The following is a 17,990-nucleotide window of genomic DNA, read 5'->3' on the forward strand; positions in this document are numbered from 1 at the left end:
TTACTCTCGGCTGGTGCTGCACTTACGCGTCATAGCGCCGGCGGATCTGCGCGAGCCGATTCTGCATGTCCTGCAGACCCAGCCCGGTGTCGCCCACATCGTGTTGATGGGCGGCGCAGCGGTTGATCCCGCCGGTGACCAGATCACCGCCGATGTCGCCAGGGAAGCGGCCAACGACGTCGTCGAGCGGCTGAAATCCCTTGACGTGCACCACTTCGGCGCCATCACCCTGGAACCGCTCGACACCGTGTTGTCCAGCCTGGCGTACCACGCAGAGGATGCGGCCGAGGGAGACGGCGCCGATGCGGTGGTGTGGGACGAGCTCGTCTCCCGGACCCGCGAGGAATCGCACCTCAACGTCACCTACGTGTTGTTCCTCTGCATCGCGTGCATGCTCGCGGCGGTCGGCGTGCTCACCGATTCGCCCGTCACCGTGGTCGGGGCGATGGTCGTCGGTCCGGAGTTCGGTCCGCTCGCCGCACTGGCCGTCGCTCTCGTCCAGCGGCGAATGTCATTGGCGCGACGCGCCTCGGCGGCCCTGGTGATCGGATTTCCGGTGGCGATGGTGGTGACCGCCGCGGCCACGCTCGGATTCGAGGCGCTGGGCTGGGTGACGTTGACCAGTACTCGGGAACTGGAGGATGTCGACTTCATCTTCCAGGTCGGCCCCTTCTCCTTCGTCGTGGCGCTGCTGGCCGGTGCGGCCGGGATGCTGTCGCTGGTGTCGGCGAAGTCGGCAGCGTTGGTCGGTGTCTTCATCTCGGTCACGACCGTGCCTGCCGCCGGTTTCGCCGTGGTCGCGGCGACGGTCGGGGATTGGGATGTGGCCGCTCAGTCCGTCCTGCAACTGGTGGTCAACCTGGTGGGCATCACACTGGCGGGTCTCTTGGTGCTGTCGGTCTACCGTCGCGTCCAGGCCGGGCGCCGGTCCGTCACAGGTGGCTGACGCCCATTGCGAGGAAGAACACACCGACTGCCCCGGCGAGGACGGCCACCACGAGCCGGTGGTGGGTGCCCATCCACGCGTAGATCCGCTCAACGCCTGACCGCGTGGCTTCCGGGGCGACCCAGAAGCTGATGATCGGGATCAGCGCGGCGAGGAAGCCCACGACGTTGAACACGACCAGGGCGGCCATCTGCTCGGCCAATACGGCGCCCGAGGTGAGGGCCGCCGCCATCGCAGCGACGTAGTACGGCGTCGGGAATCCGTTGATGAGGCCCAGCAGCGCGGCCGCCCACGGCGCCTCGCCGCGCAGCGCGGACTGCATCCCGGCCGGCAGTTTCGACAGGGCCGGTACCGCGTCCTCGGCGGCCGGCGCATCGCGATCGGTGCCGTGCTGACCTACCGTGGCCGGCACGGCGCGCCGCGCCCGCACCCGCTTGACCAGGCGTTCGAGCACCCCGGTCGCGGACAGGACGGCGATCGCCAGCGCCACGACGCCGATACCGATCTCCAGTGCAGGAGGTGTGGTGCGCCCGCCGTCGTCGGTGGTGTTCTTGAACCCGAGCACCACCGCGGCACCCACCGCGACGTTGGCGGTGAACGCGAACAGGAAGAACGGGAGCAACAACCGCACGGGTCGAGACCGCGACAGCATGAACGCGACGACCCCGACTCTGAGGGGGTCGACGGCGGCCACGACGGCCATCACCAGCACGGTGCTCCACATCGCGGGTGGCCACTTCCCTTCGGTCGGTCAGTTCACTGAATTCAACCAGCGCTGACCGAATCCGGCCGAATCCAGGCGCCGATCCGCTGGTCCCGGTGCGCCAGCAAGCCCGGACCTGTGTCGGGTGCGTACCGTTCTTCACTGATGGTGCTTCGCGCGAATGGCTCACCGGAGTCCGCCCAGGCCACCGGTGTTGCCCTCGACACCGGTGTGACGGCGCGCGCCGCCATGACGGATGTCGACGGGGTGCTGGCCACCTATCGCCGCTCCAGGGCCCAGCGTCCGTTGTTCGATGTTCGCGACGACGGTTTCGGTGCCGGCTACGACGAGTTGGTCGACAACTCGGGCGAAGTCCGACCGGCCTGGCGTGAACTGGCCGAAGGAGTCGGTGAGCGAGGCCGTGACGGGTTGGACCGGCTTCGGGCCATGGTGCGCGGCCTCGTCGACAACGACGGCATCACCTACATCCAGGTGGACCGCCACGGAGAGGTGGTCACCGACGATGACGGCACCGCGGTGCCGGGGCCCTGGAACCTCGACGCGCTGCCTCTGGTGATCTCGGCAGCGGACTGGGACTGCCTGGAATCGGGCCTCGTGCAGCGGTCACGGCTGCTCGATGCGGTGCTCACCGATCTGTACGGCGCCCGCCGCTCGATCACCAGCGGGGTGCTGCCGGCCCGGTTGTTGTTCTCCCACCCCGGATATCTGCGGGCCGCACGCGGCATCGTGCTCCCCGGCCGTCATCAGCTGTTCCTGCACGGCTGCGACGTGAGCCGCGGCGATGACGGGGCCTTCATGGTGAATGCGGACTGGACGCAGGCGCCCTCCGGGGCGGGCTACGCGTTGGCCGACCGCCGTGTCATCGCGCACGCGGCCCCTGACCTGTATGAGCGAATCGGGCCGCGCCCATGCTCGCCGTGGGCTCAGGCGTTGCGCCTGGCGCTCCTCGACGCGGCACCCGAGGCCGCCGAAGAACCGACGGTCGTGGTGCTCAGTCCCGGGATCCATTCCGAGACTGCCTTCGACCAGGCCTACCTGGCCGGCGTGCTCGGCTTCCCGTTGGTGGAGAGTGCGGATCTGGTGGTCCGGGACGGCACCGTGTTGATGCGGTCACTGGGCACCCTCAAACGCGTCGACGTGGTGCTGCGCCGGGTCGACGCCGAATATGTCGACCCGCTGGACCTGCGTCCCGATTCCAGGCTCGGCGTGACCGGTCTGGTCGAGGCGTTGCGCCGAGGTTCGGTCACGGTGGTGAACACCCTGGGCAGTGGAATTTTGGAAAGCCCCGGTGTGGCAAGGTTTTTGCCGCAGCTGGCCGAATTGTTGCTGGATGAGACGCCGCACCTGTCGACCGCCCCCATGTACTGGGGCGGAATCGACATCGAGCGCTCCCATCTGCTCACCAAGCTCTCGTCACTGCTGATCCGCCCGGTGAACGGCGGCGCCACAATTGTCGGGCCGATGCTGGCGGCTGCCGAACGTGACACCCTGGCCGCGCGCATCGAATCGGACCCCGCGCAGTGGATCGGTCAGGAGCTGCCCCAATTCTCCACCGCGCCAACCTATTACCGGTCAAAGGGATTGTCGGCAGGCAATGTCGGCATGCGGCTGTTCACCGTGGCGCAGCGTGGCGGCTACGCGCCGATGATCGGTGGACTGGGCTATGTCGTGGCGCCCGGCAGTGCCGCGTACCGGATGAACACGCTTGCCGGCAAAGATGTTTGGGTGCACACCCCGCAACGGGTGACGGCCGAGCGCACCCCGACGATCTCGGTCGAGCTGGCCCCCGCGGGAGCTGTGCCGAGCCCGACCCGGGCGGTCAGCTCGCCACGAGTGCTCGCCGACCTGTTCTGGATGGGGCGGTACGCCGAGCGCGCCGAGGGCACCGCGCGACTGCTGACCGTCACCAGGGAGCGGTACCACGAATACCGCTATCGTCGGGATCTCGACGAAAGCCAATGCGTTCCGGTGTTGTTGGCCGCGATCGGTTCGATCACCGGAACCGACACAGGCGATGCCGCCGACGCCCACGAGATGATCGCGATTGCGCCGACCACGCTGTGGTCGGCCACCGCCGACCGGCATCGGCCCGGGTCCCTTGCCCAATCGGTGGAGAGCCTGGGACTGGCGGCGCGGGCGGTGCGTGACCAGATGTCCAACGACACCTGGATGGTGCTGGCAGGCGTCGAACGCGCGGTGCTGCGGCCATCGGCCATCCCGCCCCAGTCATCCACTGCCGCAGACTCCTATCTCGCCACTGCGCACAGCCGGACTTTGGCCGGGATGTTGGCACTGTCCGGAGTGGCAGCGGAGTCGATGGTGCACGACATCGGCTGGACCATGATGGATCTCGGCAAGCGGATCGAGCGTGGGTTGGCGCTGACCGCGTTGCTGCGAGCCACAATCACGACGATGCGTGGCGCCGCCGCCGAGCGCGCGCTGACCGAGTCGTCGTTGGTCGTCTGCGAATCCTCGGTGATCTATCGGCGGCGTAATCCCGGGCAGATCAGTGTCGCCGCCGTCGCCGAACTGCTGTTGTTCGATGCGGAGAACCCCAGATCGTTGATCTACCAACTGGAGCGCATCCGGTCCGACCTCAAGCCGCTGCCCGGATCGTCGGGCTCCTCACGTGCGGAGCGTCTGGTCGACGAATTGGCCATCCGGCTGCGACGGGTCAACCCGACAGCTCTCGAGGAAGTCGACGAGGACGGGACCCGAGCGAAATTGGCCGGGCTACTCGATGGTGTGCATTCCGGTCTCCGCGACCTCTCGGGTGTCATCACCGCGGCGCACTTGTCATTGCCCGGTGCGATGCAGCCGCTGTGGGGGCCCGACGAACGGCGGGTGGTCCCGTGACCGACCTCATCGGCGCGAAAACCCGGCGCTACGAGATCACCCATCGCACCGTGTACCGCTATTCCGACGATGTCACCAGTTCCTACGGCCGAGGGTTTCTCACGCCGCGCGATCTGCCCTGGCAACGCTGCCTGTCTCACGAAATCGTGATCGAACCGGATGCGGCCGACAGATCCACCAGCCGCGACGCCTACGGCAACATCAGCTCGTACTTCCATGTCACCGAACTCCACCGCACCCTGAGTATCACCAGCCATTCCGTGGTCGAGGTGGATCCGCTTGGGCCCGAACACTATTCCGGTGCATCGGCGAGGGCGCCATGGGAACTGGCCCGCCCCGTCGGCGGCGACGGCGCCCTGGCCGCCGAGTTCAGCCTCGACCTCTCACCGCCGGAGATCACCGACGCGGTGCGCGCTTACGCCGAGCCCAGTTTCGTGCCCGGCCGGCCGCTGATCGAGGTGCTGCGTGACCTGACCTCGAGGATCTACGCGGACTTCACCTACCGGTCGGGTTCGACGACGGTGTCCACCCAGGTTGCCCAGGTGCTGGCGGCCCGTGAAGGGGTCTGTCAGGACTTCGCCCGGCTGGCCGTCGCCTGTCTGCGGGCAAATGGCCTGGCCGCCAGCTACGCGTCGGGTTATCTGGCCACCGATCCGCCGCCCGGCAGGGATCGCATGATCGGGGTGGACGCCACACACGCCTGGGCATCGGTGTGGACGCCGCAGAACATCTGGCTCGGGATGGATCCCACCAATGACCAGATGGTCGACGAACGCTACATCGTGGCCGGATTCGGCCGTGATTACGCTGACATACCGCCGCTTCGGGGCATCATCTACACGGATTCGGAAAGCAGCGTGATCGAGGTTTCGGTGGATGTGGCGCCCTGCCCGTCTGATCGAGGGCGGTTGCCGCATGCGTGATTTCAATTGCCCGAACTGCGGTCAGCGCCTGGCGTTCGAGAACTCCCTGTGCCTGTCGTGCCGCAGCGCGCTCGGCTTCTCGCTCGATGACATGGCGTTGCTCGTGATCACCGATGGAGGCGGGCACGCCGGTGCGGTCGATGAGAATCAGTACCGGTTGTGCGCGAACATGCATGTGGCCGAATGCAATTGGCTGGTGCGCATCGGCGATGACCCGTTCTGTGTGTCGTGCCGGCTCACCCGGACGCGGCCCGCCGACACCGACGCCGCTGCGATGACGGCATTCGCCGAGGCCGAGCAGGCCAAGCGAAGGCTGATCGCCGAATTGCACGAATTGCGGCTGCCGATCGTCGGCCGCGATGAGGACCATGAGTACGGTCTTGCCTTCGACCTGCTCTCCAGCGGATTCGAGAAGGTGTTCACCGGCCATCAAAACGGTGTCATCACACTGGATCTGGCCGAGGGCGACGATGTGCACCGTGAGCAGTTGCGCATCGCGATGGACGAGCCGTACCGCACCCTGTTGGGCCACTTCCGCCACGAGATCGGGCACTACTACTTCTATCGCCTGGTGGCGCCGTCGGCGGACTACCGCGCGCGATTCACCCAGCTTTTCGGCGATGCCGACGCCGACTACCAGGCGGCGATCGACCGGCACTACCGTGACGGGCCTCCGTCAGGCTGGGCAGACGATTTCGTCTCGTCGTACGCGACCATGCACGCCGCCGAGGACTGGGCCGAAACCTTCGCGCACTATCTGCACATCCGCGACACCATGGACACCGCGGCGGCGTTCGGGTTCGCTCCTGCCGGAGCCACATTCGGGCGGCGTCTGCTCGGACCCGCGGGCTTCAACACCCTCATCGAGATGTGGCTGCCATTGGCGTGGTCACTGAACATGGTCAACCGGTCGATGGGGCATGACGACCTCTACCCGTTTGTGTTGGCGCCCGCCGTGCTGGAGAAGATGCGGTTCGTTCACACCGTCGTCGACGAGGTCACCGCGTGAGCCAGCCGTGACAGTGCCGCGGCGATCTGTTCGACGCTGAGCCCACGCGCACGCTGGTGGGTGAAATTCTCGGCCGCCAGCGGGGCGAGTAAGACGTCGACGAGTGAATCCGGCTCCGTCACATCAGCTTCCGTCAACAACGCGCGCACATGCGCTGCCCAGAAGCCGTAGGCACCGGTGGTGAACCTGGCGCCCCCGGCCTCGGCGCCCAGCGCCAGATCGGCGTGTGTTTCCAGCAGGTCGACCATGGCCGAATAGAAGGCCGCGAGCCGCTCGGCGGGAGCGGCGCCGGGACCCAGTGGTGGGTCACCCGAGATCAGCTGTTGCTGGAGGGTGCGCTCGTGCTCGTCGAGCAGGGCCAGCGCGATGGCCGCCGTGCTGGGGTAGCGCCGGTAGAGCGTGCCGCGTCCGACTCCGGCCGCGGTGGCGATGTGGTCCATCGTCACGGTGCGCGGATCGTGGGTGGCGAACACCGTGGCCGCCGCGGCGAGGATTTTCGCCCGGTTGCGCGCCGCATCCGCCCGCTCGGTGCCGACTCGGTCGGCACCGGTCTCGTCGGCCGCAAGCAGGTCCGCGCCGATGTCCATCACTGCACTGTATCCGATGGCGGAAATAACTGGACGCAATGTCCGGTTATCGGTAATGCTGAACCGGACGTGCCGTCCACTTAACTACTCGGAGGTTGCCGTGACCACACTTCTTCACATCGACGCGAGCGCTCGCAGTCGCTCCATCAGTCGCCAGATCGGCGCCGAGTTCGCCCGGACGTGGCGCGCCGCGCGGCCCGACGGGCGGTACCTCTACCGCGACGTCGCTGCCGATCCCGTGCCGTTCATCGAGGAGGGCTGGACCCAAATCTGTGACGCGGCGCTGTCCTCGGGGCGCACCGACGTGAACAGGCTGGGGGAGTCGGTGAGCACGCCCGAGCAGGCCGCCGCATGGGCGGTGGTACGACCGCTGCTGGACGAGCTGTGCTCGGCGGACATCGTGCTGATCGGCACCCCGATGTACAACTACTCGATACCGGCGTCGCTCAAAGCCTGGCTGGACCAAGTGACGTTTCCACGAATGTCCTTGGCGCCCAGGCGCTTCGTCGTGGCAACCGCCCGGGGCGGCGCCTACTCACCCGGCGCGCCCAAGGCCGCATTCGACTACCAGGAAAGATTCTTGCGTGACTTCTTCGTGGGCCACTACGCCGTCACCGACACCGTGTTCATCAATGCCGAGATGGCCAATGCCCGGGTGGATCCGGCGCTGGCCCAGTTCCGGGATGCGCACGACAAATCTCTGACCGCCGCCTTGGCCGCCGCGGGTGCCCTCGCCGTGGAGTACGCGAAATGAGTTGGCTGCTGTTGGGATTGGCAGGGGCCGTGGAGATCGCCTGGTCGCAGAGCATCAAGCCGACCGACGGATTCACACGGCCGGTGCCCACCGCGGTGTGCGTGGCGATCGGTGCCCTGTCGGTGTATCTGCTGGCGTTGGCCATGCGCGGTCTGCCGGTGGGCACCGCGTACGCGGTCTTCACCGGCATCGGTGCGGTGGGCGCCATCGCACTTGGTGTGGTGATCCACCGTGACCCGTTGGGCGCGGGCCGCACGCTAGCGCTGGCCATGATCGTCGGCGGGATCGTGCTCGCCCGGGTCACGAATCCGGACTGAGCCTGGTGGCCGCGAGGTAGGCGCGCCCGCGTGGTGCGAGCCGGTAGCCGACGTCGAGGCTGATGGTCAGGCCCAGCCCCTTGAGCTGGCGCACGCGGCGCTTGAAACGAGGTACCTCGAGGCCGACGCGTGCCGCCAGATCGGGTGCGCGGACAGCCTCGTTCGCCCCGATCATCTCAAGGTACTGACGCGTCCACGGTTCGCCGGCCGAGTCCCAGCGCGCCAACCGGGCCGAGATCGCCGCGGCGTCGGCATCGGTGAGCTCGTCGTCGGCGGCGAGCTCCGGTCGTTCGTCCGGGCCCAGGTACGACACGCCGATGAGGTAGGTGTGTCCGGCGGGCCTGCGGTCGAGCTGAGCCTGCGCCGTCGCCGCATCCGGATGACCGGCCGCGCGGGCCTGCGCGGCGGTGACCCGGTAATCGCCCGGGCGTTCGGTGACCGACTCGATGCGAATCGTGCCGGCGTGTGTGCGTTGGGTTCTGCCGGGCTTGACCCGAGGCCGGTCCCAGCGTCGTAGCACCAGCGAGATGGTCCCGTCGGCAATGCCGTCGGCAGTCGGCCGATCTAACAGCACGATCACGATCGTATGTCGCAACATCGTTATCGCTGCGGGCGTTTTTAGGATCGCGGCGTGACTGATCGCTACGGTTCCGACATCCTGTCCCGAAACCCGCACACACCCAAGCTGACTCGATCGACGGAACAGCCCGCGGAGAAGGGCCTGGTCGTCGAGGATGCCCAGAGTGGTTACGTAGGCGCGGTGGTGCGCATCGAGGGCGGTCGGGTCGAGCTCGAGGACCGCCGCGGCAAGGTGCGGGCGTTCCCGATGGGCCCGGGCTTCCTGATCGACGGCAAACCGGTGAGCCTCGTGGTGCCCAAGCGGGCCGTGGCGCCGGCACGCACCGCGTCAGGATCGGTCGCGGTACCGAAGGCCAAGGCGCGGGTTGCGCTGGCCAGCCGCATCTACGTGGAAGGCCGTCACGACGCCGAGCTCGTCGAGCAGGTCTGGGGCGCCGATCTGCGGATCGAAGGCGTCGTCGTCGAATACCTCGGCGGCGTCGACGATCTGGCCGACATCGTCGCCGAATTCGCGCCCGGGCCGGGCCGCCGGCTGGGCGTGCTGGTCGATCACCTCGTCACGGGTTCGAAGGAGGCGCGAATCGCCGAGGCGGTGCGCCGCGGACCAGGCGGTGAGCACACGCTGGTGGTCGGGCACCCTTTCGTCGACATCTGGCAGTCCGTCAAACCGGCCCGGCTCGGGATGAAGGCCTGGCCGACGATTCCGCGCAACGTGGAGTGGAAACACGGCATCTGTGACGCGCTGGGCTGGCCGCATCGGGAGCAGGCCGACATCGCCCGGGCGTGGCAGCGGATCCGCGGCCGGGTCCGCGACTGGAACGATCTGGAGCCCGCGCTGATCGGCCGGGTCGAGGAACTGATCGACTTCGTCACCGCGCCGGCCTAGCCCGTCGTAGCGGCGTGGTATGCCTGAAATGTGTCCGACGGATTGTTCGACGTGCCAGGTGACCCGGAGTCCGGCGACTCCGGCGCATTGACCGCGCCCGGCACGGGCTTGGTCGGCTCCTCGCGCGAGCGCTCGTCGGCGCCGTTGGCGGTGCGGATGCGCCCGGCCGGCCTCGACGAGGTCGTCGGTCAATCCCATCTGTTGCAGGCCGGTTCGCCGCTGCGCCGTCTGGTAGAGGGGTCCGGTGCCGCGTCGGTCATCCTCTATGGCCCGCCCGGCACCGGCAAGACGACGCTGGCGTCGTTGATCTCACAGGCCACCGGCCGCCGGTTCGAGGCACTCTCGGCGTTGAGCGCTGGCGTCAAGGAGGTGCGCGCCGTCATAGAAAAGGCGCGGACGGCCCTCGTTCACCACGGTGAACAGACCGTGCTGTTCATCGACGAGGTCCATCGTTTTTCCAAGACTCAGCAGGATGCGCTGCTCGCGGCGGTCGAGAACCGAGTCGTGCTGCTGGTGGCGGCCACCACGGAAAACCCGTCGTTCTCGGTGGTCGCCCCGCTGCTGTCGCGCTCGCTGATCCTGCAATTGCAGCCGTTGACCCCGCAGGACGTCGAGATCGTGCTACGCCGCGCGATCACCGACCCGCGGGGGCTCGGAGGCGCGATCGAGGTGACCGACGAGGCCGTCGACCTCATGGCGCAGCTTTCCGCCGGCGATGCGCGGCGGGCGCTGACCGCGTTGGAGGTGGCAGCGGAAACAGCCGGAGCGCCGGGTGGCGTCGTCACCGTCGAGACCATCGAGCAGTCGCTCGACAAGGCCGCGGTGCGTTATGACCGCGACGGAGATCAGCACTATGACGTCGTCAGCGCATTCATCAAATCGGTGCGCGGCTCCGACGTCGATGCGGCGTTGCACTACCTGGCCCGGATGCTGGTGGCGGGGGAGGACCCTCGATTCGTCGCGCGCCGGCTGATGATCCTGGCCAGCGAGGACATCGGGATGGCGGATCCGACTGCGCTGCAGACCGCGGTGGCTGCGGCCCAGACCGTGCAGTTGATCGGCATGCCCGAGGCGCAGTTGACGCTGGCGCATGCCACGGTGCACCTCGCCACCGCGCCCAAGTCCAATGCGGTCACCACAGCGCTCGGTGCCGCGATGAACGACATCCGGGGCGGCAAGGCGGGGGCGGTCCCAAGACACTTAAGAGATGGGCATTACAGCGGGGCGGAATCACTGGGCAACGCCATCGGCTACAAGTACGCGCACGACGATCCCAGCGGTGTGGTGGCGCAGCAGTATCCGCCCGACGATCTGGTGGGGGTGGACTACTACACGCCGACCGGGCGCGGTTTCGAACGTGAACTCATCTCGCGGGTAGACAAGCTGCGGGCCATCATTCGCAAGGTGCGGCGGTGAGGGTCTCGTCCGAACCATGAAAGCGTCGCCACCCCCGCGTGCGTTCGGCGCGCCTTGCTGGGGAGTCGTCCTGTCCGGTGCGAGCATGACCGGATGGGGGGCGTGGGGAAAGCAGCCGTAGGGGCGACCGTCGTGGCAGTGGTCGGCATCGCCGTCACCGGCACCGTGGTCGGATGGCCTGTGGTGTGGACGCGGTTAACCGCATGGTGGACACCGGGGTGGGGGAACCTGTTCACGGTAGGAGTCGCCACACTGGCCGTCATGGTCAGTGCGCGGCACAACGGGCGAACCTTGCGCAGAGCTGGCGAGCAGTTCAAGCAAGCCCGGAGAGACACACGGAACGACAAGTTGCGGGTGGAGATTGCAGCGCTTCTGGGCGCAGTGAGTGAACGGCTACCGAGGGACAAGGTTTTCAGGGCACGGATGGCCGAGACTGTGCCCCCTGACACCAGCTCAGTAGGGCTCGTCAAAAACTGGCTCAAGAACGCGAACTCCGTCATGGAGGAGACTGTTGGCGACGTCTACAAGCGAATAGCTATGCACGCCTTTGTGATTCTGACCCTCACGAATGACCCGGCCATCACTGAGCCTGTCAAGCAGCTAGAGCAGATCACAGCCGAAGAAGTCGCCGACATGCGCGAATTCACCAACAAGGGAGTCAAAGCAAAGGATCTCAGCGGTTACCTTCAACTTGCGGGCAACCTCGGAACGGCCCTACTTCGCGGGATACCTCGACAAAGCGAGATTGATCGCGCGACCAAAGAACTCAGGGACTATTGCCTGTCGCACTTCCCTCAGCTTGAGCAATGAAACATGGTGCCCGTGGCGCGCTATATGCCCGGGTCAAACGCGAATCGTCGGACTAGGGTTTCCCGCGTGTCCACCTTCACCCTGAGCGTCCTTGGTGTCGTGCTTGCTGTCATTGCCAACGTGTGGAACTTCGCTCTGACATTCGTCAGGTGGCCCCGTGTCGCCGTCGAAACGCGGACACACATGGTCGTGGTGGTAGGTGGGCAGAACCGGGACCGAATCGAACTGACAGTCATCAATCGCGGCGCAGAAGCGGTCACGGTCAGCAACATTGGCCTGCGACCTATGGACCCGAGTCTCATGCCCTGCGACTACGCCCTAGATGAAGTCCTCAACCCCAAGCGACTGCCACAGGGTGAGCAATTGCCTATCCGCGTCGAGGGGCACGGCGCAGTGAAATGGACCTACACCAGAGAACAGTTCGTTGGTATTCGTCAGGACACCAAGGTGACCGGGTACGCCATGACGTATCGGTCGTTTCGCTGGCCGTGGCTGCGGGGCAATGCATTGACCGAGCGCACAATATCGGCGCGGAGAACCGAGACCGTACGGCTTTGAACGTCACATCCCGGGATCAACCACAATCGTCTCCACGTGGTCCCGTGGCAGAAACTCTGACGGCACTTTCCACCACGGCACCGCGACCGTCTCGCCGCGCTCCAGGGCATCCAACAGATACCGGGGGCGGCGATGCTGGCCCACCACACCAAACCGCCTCTGCAAGTCCCGTTCCCGGTCCAGTACACGCCGGTACACCGGACCCATACCGTCCCGGCTCGGCGCCACCAACGCCGGATTGCGGCGGGGCATCACTCCACCGCCCGAATCGGACGCGACTCCACCCGGGCAGCATCACGCTGGCGCTTACGATTCCACCGGGAATTAACAGCCGCCTGGTGACGGGCACTCTTCGGCACATCCTCCGGCGCCGCCAACTGCGAAACCATCTCCAGCACCCGGCGCTCATGGTGCCGACACTCGGCAGCCAACCGGGCCAACGCCGATACGCTCGGAGACTCGCCAGCGAGATTCTCGTCGTACACCCGCTGGAGTTGCTCGGCCCGGTCAGCATGACGGCACGCCGAATCGATCACCTCCAGGTCCAGGGCAGTCCATTCCCACCCGAGGCCGCGCTCGGCCAGGGCGGTATCCAACCGTTCCCGCAGTGCCTCACCCGCCGTCTTTGTCATGACATTGAGTGTAGGCCGTATGACAGTCGCCAAAACCGTTGGTAGACAATGGGATACTTACATTGACAGACGTTGCCACACAACGGGATTTGGACGCGCCAAAAACATGCCCTGACCTGCGGAAACATGAAAATCGTTGTGCTGCAAAGCGTATCGATGGGCCAAGAATGGCCCCCTGACCTGCGCAAATGCCCGCGAATTACGGGGCATGCGTGCGAGCCCGTTCCGGTCGGGGTCGAAGGGGGGTTAGCGGGACATCCCCCCAGAGCTTGTTTCCGCAGGTCAGAGCAACTATTGGTCACGCCTACATGTTTGCTGCATCTCACCGTGTCGGCCCGTCTCGCGTTGCGGGTGGACGCGCGTAATACGTTGTGGCACTTCAGGTTTGGTGACCTCAAATGTGTTGTGATTCAATACCTTTGGCGTGTTTGCTGTGCTGAATTGTGTTGCGGTTGGCGCACTTCGGTGGGGTTTGTCCTGGTCAGGGTAGGACACCGGGATGGCGTTCCTTCACCCGCATGACGCGGGTGCCCACATTGCTGCGGGCGGCGGAGTTTCGGGCACTGACGTGACGGTGACATTCGGCGCAGACACCGACCAGCTGCGGTGAGCCGTCCTCGTTGAATTCGGTATCGGTTCCACCGTCCGCGTCGTCTCGCACATGGTGGACCTCAACAGAGGTGATGGTGCATCTGCCGGGAATGTTGAGCCAGCAGACGGGGTATCGGCGCAGGACTCGTTGCCGTAGTCGTTCGGGGAGTCGGCGTGCTCCGTTGCGGGGTCGGGTTCGCCGGTCACCGGTCCACGTCATGGGTTTGCTCTCCCGGGGGTGTGGCACCCGGCTGCCCGCTGTGGCGGGGGACCTCACGGGCAGCCGGGTGGGTCGGCACCGCTACCTCGGGCAGGAATGCCGATAGCGACACCCGGGGTAGCGGTGGGTCTGGTTACCGGCGTCCTGTTGGGGGATTCTGTGGCAACGGTTTCGGGGTGGGCTTGCGTCCCTGCTTTCTTACCGCAGTGGGCTTGCGGCGTTGTGTGTTGCGTCGGGTGCGCTTGGGTCGGCTAGCCATCAGCTGCCGCCGTCATCCACAGAGAAGGCACCAACCCGGTCGGGTCGAACGATGTTCTGGCCGATTCGCCACGTGGCCTTGAGCCCGACATCATCGGTCTCGAAGTAGCGGTCAACGGTGACGGACACCAGCACGTCGCCGACTGCGCTCACCACGGCTGCCTTATCCACGATCAGACCCGAGTAGGCGGGCACGTTGCTGTTCACCAACACCGGCAGCGAGAGCAACATTGGCACGGCGTCAGTGGTGCCAGCGCCGATCAGGGACGCATTGCTGCCCGCGTCATCAACCTTCAGTTTTCGCAAGGCAGCCCAACCCAAAGGGTCCACCACGATGTGTGTCGGGGTGCCCCCGTTGGCCTGGAGTTGGGCCTGTAGGTCTACGAGGGCGTCGAGGCTGCCGATGATTTCGCCGCCGTCCACGATGCCGTCAATGTGGAGCAACCCGGCCGCAGGCTGCACCGCTGGCGGTGTGGGTGCGGCCTGGTTGACGAAGGCATGATCGGCCTTCTTCACCAGGGCACGAGATACGGACAGGGCCAACTGCTCCGGTGTGCCTTCTTGATGGTTGAAATACTGTTCCCGCGAGATACGCACGAGCTGCGAAATTTTCCCGGTGAAGACGGTGACCTCGGCGAGGGCCGGTTCTGCTTCGGGAATGGCGACGGATTCCGCCACGAAGGTTGCTTCGTCATCATCCACGTACGCCACACGCACGGACGGGGCATCGCCTTCGATGGCCCCCGAGATGGTGGAGCATTGCAGGATCAAAGCTTCAGGGACGACATCGGCGGGGTGGAACACACTGACGTCTGGCCGCCACGGGTAGGCAGACGTGGTTGTCTTCAAGGTGGTCATGGTGACGACTCCCGAGATATGGCGGCGTGATTTCGACCGCAATGAACTTCTGAATTTGTCTCGGTTGCGCACCTGGGCACCGGGGGTCAGTCACCTGGACGTGCGTACCAGTTTATGCCTTGGGTGGCGCAAACGCGGCAACCCACTGTTGGGACGTGGATTCGCCCGGTTGGTGAACACCGCTTGCCTGCTGCGGGTTCGGAGCTGGTGGGCGGCCGATTCTGTACCGCTTCATGGCGTCCCGGCAGGCGTCGGTGACTTTGACGCGGTCCACCCTGCCCTCGTCGGTAATGAAGCTGGCAGCGTCATGCCCCGCAGCGGCCAGTAGTCCGAGGTCGGGCAGCCCGCTGGTGGTGGCAATCATCGCCACTATCTCCTCGCGGGCCGCATCGCGTTGGGCGCGTATTTCATCGCGTTCGGCGCATAGCTCATCGCGTTCGGTTTCGGTTTCGCGCAGTCGTTTCCGCAGACCGGCTGCCTCGCGCCGAGCCTTGCGGGCGGCGTCGTCGCCCTGGTCGCTGTCGGGCATGTCGTCGGCTTCTGCCCCGATAGGTTCGGTTTGGCCGGCGTCGTCGGTTTGCGATGAATCATGGTGCTGGTCATCAGCATTCGCATTGTCCGGCGTTGTGTTGCCATTGTCGGTTACGGTCATGGTTCGTTCACCTCTGTCGTCCTTGATGTTTCGTCATCATCGACCCGCACGGTGCCGCGCAGTTTCCCGGCGACCACGCCGATTAGGTTCCGTTGCCCGTTGGCCCAATCCCGGCACGCAGCCAATGCGGGACAGTGGTGGCAGATCGAGACACACTCGGCGACAAGGAGTTTCGAGCCGGTTTCGGCCTCCATGAACCGGCCTCGTACCCGCACACACGCCGGGTTCTCCAACCTCGGTAGGCCCCGCAGGACGACGGCCAACAGGCCCACCACACCCTGGTCGGCAACACGCGGCGGGTGGTTCACGCCACGGCTCACACTGCACCCCCGATGCCGTAGTGGCGGCGTAGCCCATGCCAGAACGGGGTGAGGCAGTCATCGCCGACCCACCCGCGTACGCACTGCCCGGTGAGTGAGGCCGCGCACCATGCGAAGTCGAGCGCGGTTGATTCCGACCCGTGCAAGATCGCATCGGCCCGGTCCGTGTCACCTTCGGCCAGGGCCTCTGTGGCGGCGATGGTCTCCAGATTCAAAACAACCTGACGGTCCTGTGCGCCGTGCTGGAGGGCGAGGTGATGCACCTGTGCCCGCAATTCGGCGAAGCGCTCGGGGGCACCATTGCCGGAGAGCACGAATGCCATAACCGCCAATGTCGCGTGTTGGAGGTCGGCGTGATTTTCCGCGCCGCGCAGCAGTTCTAGCGCTGCGGCGGTGTCGCCCAGCGAAACCAACTGTCCGCAATCGACCACCAGTGAGTAATCATCGACCATTTGCTACCCCGCTTCGTTTGGTTCCATCCTGCCCGCGACCGCCGACGACACTTAGGCACGAGAAATGAACCGTGCCTTGACCGGCCACGACAGCATTCCCGCAGACCTCACAGGACGGGTACGCGGTGCTCGCTCTGGCGATGTCTGCGGCACGTTCGCGGGCACGGGCTCTGCAGGTACAGCAGGCACAACGAGACTTTCTCGGGTTGTGGCGCCGACTGTTGCGCACGCGATCCAGCCGGTTCTGACGCTTCGTGCCCCAGTAGAGATTTTCGAGCCGGTTGTCGGTCGGCTCATCGTTCCAATGGCAGGCCTCCAGCCCGCCTGGACAGGCCCCCGTGAACACCTCCAGCACCAGCCGGTGGACGTAGCGTGTGGACCGCTTGCCGTTGCGGTACAACGCAACCTGCAGATGCCCGCTGCGATGCGTGGCCAGGCGAATTATCCGGGGGCCCGCTATGTGCTGAGTGTTGCCGTCGCTGCGGGTGACGATGCGATCCACCGAGCACACCCGTCCAAGGTCGGACACGGCGTAACTGCCCTCCAGTCCGACGACGGGTAACCAGCGTTCGCGGCGACCGCGATGCCACAGCGGGTGGAGGTCGCTGCGGAGGTCGGCAACGCGCACGATGCGATACCCGAAACGCGGCCCTGTGCGGCCCGTAGAGCTTTCGGTGGTAGAACCACCCTGCCCGTGAGCCGTTCGATGCTGTGCGGGCGACTCAGCCCCAGTAATCGCCATCGTGGCGTCGTCGGCGATCGGGCGCGCAAGTTGTTCACCACCAACTGATTTGGTGGGGATTTGCGCAGTAGTTGGTGTCGGTGTCATGGTCATCCAAAAAGCTCCCTCACCGAAAATTCTCGCCTCCGGTCGTCTTCTGCATCTGCCATGCAATCGGGGCAAAGCTGATCGTCCGACGCGAAATGAGCCGGATTCTTTTGGCAGCGCACACACAAGAGCTCGGCATCAAAATCCACCACCTGCTTCGCGTCCAGGCCCGGTGAGCGAAGCGAACCGTGTTCTTGTTCAGGTTCAAGATCAACGAGACGGACGTCTGATTTATTGATCGGCGCGTTTTCGGCAGAAAATGCGCATAGTTCACCCGTTGTAGTTACTTCACCCGTGGTACTCACCCGTGTGTATTCACCCGTGGGGGTAGGTGTTTTCGCAGGTGGGCGAGTTGGCCCATGCGGGTCATTACCGCATAATCTGCGGGTCATTACCGCATAATCTGCGGGTAATAGGGGGTTATTACCCGCAAGATCTGCGGGTAATTCCTCGGGGATCGCCAGCCGGTAGGTGTCTGGAACGTGGTGCCCCGGGCCACGTTTCCGGGGCGTGTCAACAACGAGGTAGCCCATCCGCTTCGCCCTAGAGACGGCCTGCTCCACCGTGCGCAGCCCCACCTTGAACCGCTCAGCCATCACGGCCTGGCGCACGTAAAACGTGTCCTCACGCTTGAGGTGATTCACGTAGGTGATCGCGGCGTTCTGCAAGATGTATTTGTCCGCAGGCGACAGCCGGGTATCTGCCTGGATCGCCATAATCCAGCCGAACTTGTCCGTGTGCTCCGCCTTGTCGGCGGTTTCATTTACCATTGGCGTCGTTCCTCCTGTGATGATGGGAATTGACCGGCCCACG

The 17,990-nt window shown here is 65.6% G+C and carries 21 protein-coding genes; 10 read left to right on the forward strand and 11 right to left on the reverse strand.

Features of this window, described 5'->3' with window-relative positions:
- The first annotated feature begins 13 nt into the window (after positions 1-13).
- On the forward strand, positions 14-946 hold the full coding sequence (locus tag QQ25_RS15005) for a DUF389 domain-containing protein (protein ID WP_039319606.1): 933 nt from the start codon (positions 14-16) through the stop codon (positions 944-946).
- On the opposite strand, the gene QQ25_RS15010 is transcribed toward QQ25_RS15005, so the two are convergent.
- Positions 933-1,670, reverse strand: coding sequence for a GAP family protein (locus QQ25_RS15010; RefSeq protein WP_039379393.1), 738 nt, complete (start codon positions 1,668-1,670; stop codon positions 933-935). The two genes, QQ25_RS15005 and QQ25_RS15010, sit on opposite strands and share 14 nt — an antisense overlap.
- 144 nt (positions 1,671-1,814) lie before the next feature.
- Here QQ25_RS15010 and QQ25_RS15015 point away from each other — a divergent pair, with 144 nt between their 5' ends.
- The 3 genes from QQ25_RS15015 to QQ25_RS15025 are packed head-to-tail and all read left to right on the forward strand — an operon-like array spanning position 1,815 to position 6,458.
- Complete coding sequence (locus QQ25_RS15015; protein WP_039379983.1) at positions 1,815-4,526, forward strand: circularly permuted type 2 ATP-grasp protein; 2,712 nt, start codon at positions 1,815-1,817, stop codon at positions 4,524-4,526.
- Complete coding sequence (locus tag QQ25_RS15020) at positions 4,523-5,449, forward strand: transglutaminase family protein (protein ID WP_039320568.1); 927 nt, start codon at positions 4,523-4,525, stop codon at positions 5,447-5,449. Before QQ25_RS15015 ends, QQ25_RS15020 begins: the two co-directional genes overlap by 4 nt.
- Complete coding sequence (locus tag QQ25_RS15025; RefSeq protein ID WP_039320570.1) at positions 5,442-6,458, forward strand: zinc-binding metallopeptidase family protein; 1,017 nt, start codon at positions 5,442-5,444, stop codon at positions 6,456-6,458. Before QQ25_RS15020 ends, QQ25_RS15025 begins: the two co-directional genes overlap by 8 nt.
- Here the strand turns inward: QQ25_RS15025 and QQ25_RS15030 are convergent.
- Positions 6,428-7,045 (reverse strand): TetR/AcrR family transcriptional regulator, encoded by a 618-nt coding sequence (locus tag QQ25_RS15030; protein WP_039319610.1) that lies wholly within the window; start codon positions 7,043-7,045, stop codon positions 6,428-6,430. The two genes, QQ25_RS15025 and QQ25_RS15030, sit on opposite strands and share 31 nt — an antisense overlap.
- 100 nt (positions 7,046-7,145) lie before the next feature.
- Between QQ25_RS15030 and QQ25_RS15035 the strand changes: the two genes are divergently transcribed.
- Positions 7,146-7,799 (forward strand): FMN-dependent NADH-azoreductase, encoded by a 654-nt coding sequence (locus QQ25_RS15035; protein WP_039379985.1) that lies wholly within the window; start codon positions 7,146-7,148, stop codon positions 7,797-7,799.
- Positions 7,796-8,116 (forward strand): DMT family transporter, encoded by a 321-nt coding sequence (locus QQ25_RS15040; RefSeq protein WP_039379395.1) that lies wholly within the window; start codon positions 7,796-7,798, stop codon positions 8,114-8,116. The genes QQ25_RS15035 and QQ25_RS15040 overlap by 4 nt, the downstream gene beginning before the upstream one ends.
- On the opposite strand, the gene QQ25_RS15045 is transcribed toward QQ25_RS15040, so the two are convergent.
- A complete protein-coding gene (locus tag QQ25_RS15045; protein ID WP_039379987.1) occupies positions 8,100-8,690 on the reverse strand; it encodes a hypothetical protein in 591 nt (196 codons plus the stop codon). The genes QQ25_RS15040 and QQ25_RS15045 overlap by 17 nt on opposite strands.
- Positions 8,691-8,747: 57 nt before the next feature.
- On the opposite strand from QQ25_RS15045, the gene QQ25_RS15050 reads away from it, so the two are divergent.
- The 4 genes from QQ25_RS15050 to QQ25_RS15065 all read left to right on the forward strand — a co-directional run bounded on the left by QQ25_RS15050 (position 8,748) and on the right by QQ25_RS15065 (position 12,365).
- Complete coding sequence (locus QQ25_RS15050; protein ID WP_039319616.1) at positions 8,748-9,581, forward strand: DUF3097 domain-containing protein; 834 nt, start codon at positions 8,748-8,750, stop codon at positions 9,579-9,581.
- Between the two features lie 30 nt (positions 9,582-9,611).
- Entirely contained in the window at positions 9,612-10,997 is a 1,386-nt protein-coding gene (locus tag QQ25_RS15055; protein WP_039379397.1) for a replication-associated recombination protein A, read from the forward strand.
- 138 nt (positions 10,998-11,135) lie between these two features.
- The gene (locus tag QQ25_RS15060; RefSeq protein ID WP_131546171.1) at positions 11,136-11,807 is read left to right on the forward strand and encodes a hypothetical protein; all 672 of its coding nucleotides are present in this window, start codon (positions 11,136-11,138) and stop codon (positions 11,805-11,807) included.
- A gap of 66 nt (positions 11,808-11,873) precedes the next feature.
- Positions 11,874-12,365, forward strand: coding sequence for a hypothetical protein (locus tag QQ25_RS15065; protein ID WP_039379400.1), 492 nt, complete (start codon positions 11,874-11,876; stop codon positions 12,363-12,365).
- Positions 12,366-12,368: 3 nt separating this feature from the next.
- Here QQ25_RS15065 and QQ25_RS15070 read toward each other — a convergent pair whose 3' ends face one another.
- The 8 genes from QQ25_RS15070 to QQ25_RS15105 form a co-directional block, all read right to left on the reverse strand.
- Positions 12,369-12,617 (reverse strand): hypothetical protein, encoded by a 249-nt coding sequence (locus tag QQ25_RS15070; RefSeq protein ID WP_039379401.1) that lies wholly within the window; start codon positions 12,615-12,617, stop codon positions 12,369-12,371.
- The gene (locus QQ25_RS15075; protein ID WP_039379403.1) at positions 12,617-12,997 is read right to left on the reverse strand and encodes a hypothetical protein; all 381 of its coding nucleotides are present in this window, start codon (positions 12,995-12,997) and stop codon (positions 12,617-12,619) included. The genes QQ25_RS15070 and QQ25_RS15075 overlap by 1 nt, the downstream gene beginning before the upstream one ends.
- Positions 12,998-13,478: 481 nt before the next feature.
- Entirely contained in the window at positions 13,479-13,658 is a 180-nt protein-coding gene (locus tag QQ25_RS15080; RefSeq protein ID WP_039379404.1) for a hypothetical protein, read from the reverse strand.
- A gap of 408 nt (positions 13,659-14,066) precedes the next feature.
- The gene (locus QQ25_RS15085) at positions 14,067-14,924 is read right to left on the reverse strand and encodes a phage major capsid protein (RefSeq protein WP_039379406.1); all 858 of its coding nucleotides are present in this window, start codon (positions 14,922-14,924) and stop codon (positions 14,067-14,069) included.
- Between the two features lie 112 nt (positions 14,925-15,036).
- Positions 15,037-15,576, reverse strand: a complete 540-nt coding sequence (locus QQ25_RS15090; RefSeq protein ID WP_039379408.1) for a hypothetical protein — start codon at positions 15,574-15,576, stop codon at positions 15,037-15,039.
- A 316-nt stretch (positions 15,577-15,892) separates the two neighbouring features.
- Positions 15,893-16,348 (reverse strand): hypothetical protein, encoded by a 456-nt coding sequence (locus QQ25_RS15095; protein ID WP_039379410.1) that lies wholly within the window; start codon positions 16,346-16,348, stop codon positions 15,893-15,895.
- Positions 16,338-17,183 carry an NUMOD4 motif-containing HNH endonuclease gene (locus tag QQ25_RS30180; RefSeq protein WP_082017530.1) on the reverse strand — a complete coding sequence of 282 codons (846 nt, stop codon included), beginning with the start codon at positions 17,181-17,183 and terminating at the stop codon, positions 16,338-16,340. The genes QQ25_RS15095 and QQ25_RS30180 overlap by 11 nt, the downstream gene beginning before the upstream one ends.
- The gene (locus tag QQ25_RS15105; protein ID WP_039379411.1) at positions 17,180-17,947 is read right to left on the reverse strand and encodes a hypothetical protein; all 768 of its coding nucleotides are present in this window, start codon (positions 17,945-17,947) and stop codon (positions 17,180-17,182) included. Before QQ25_RS15105 ends, QQ25_RS30180 begins: the two co-directional genes overlap by 4 nt.
- Positions 17,948-17,990: the final 43 nt, after the last annotated feature.

Source organism: Mycolicibacterium setense, assembly GCF_000805385.1.
GTDB lineage: Bacteria > Actinomycetota > Actinomycetes > Mycobacteriales > Mycobacteriaceae > Mycobacterium > Mycobacterium setense.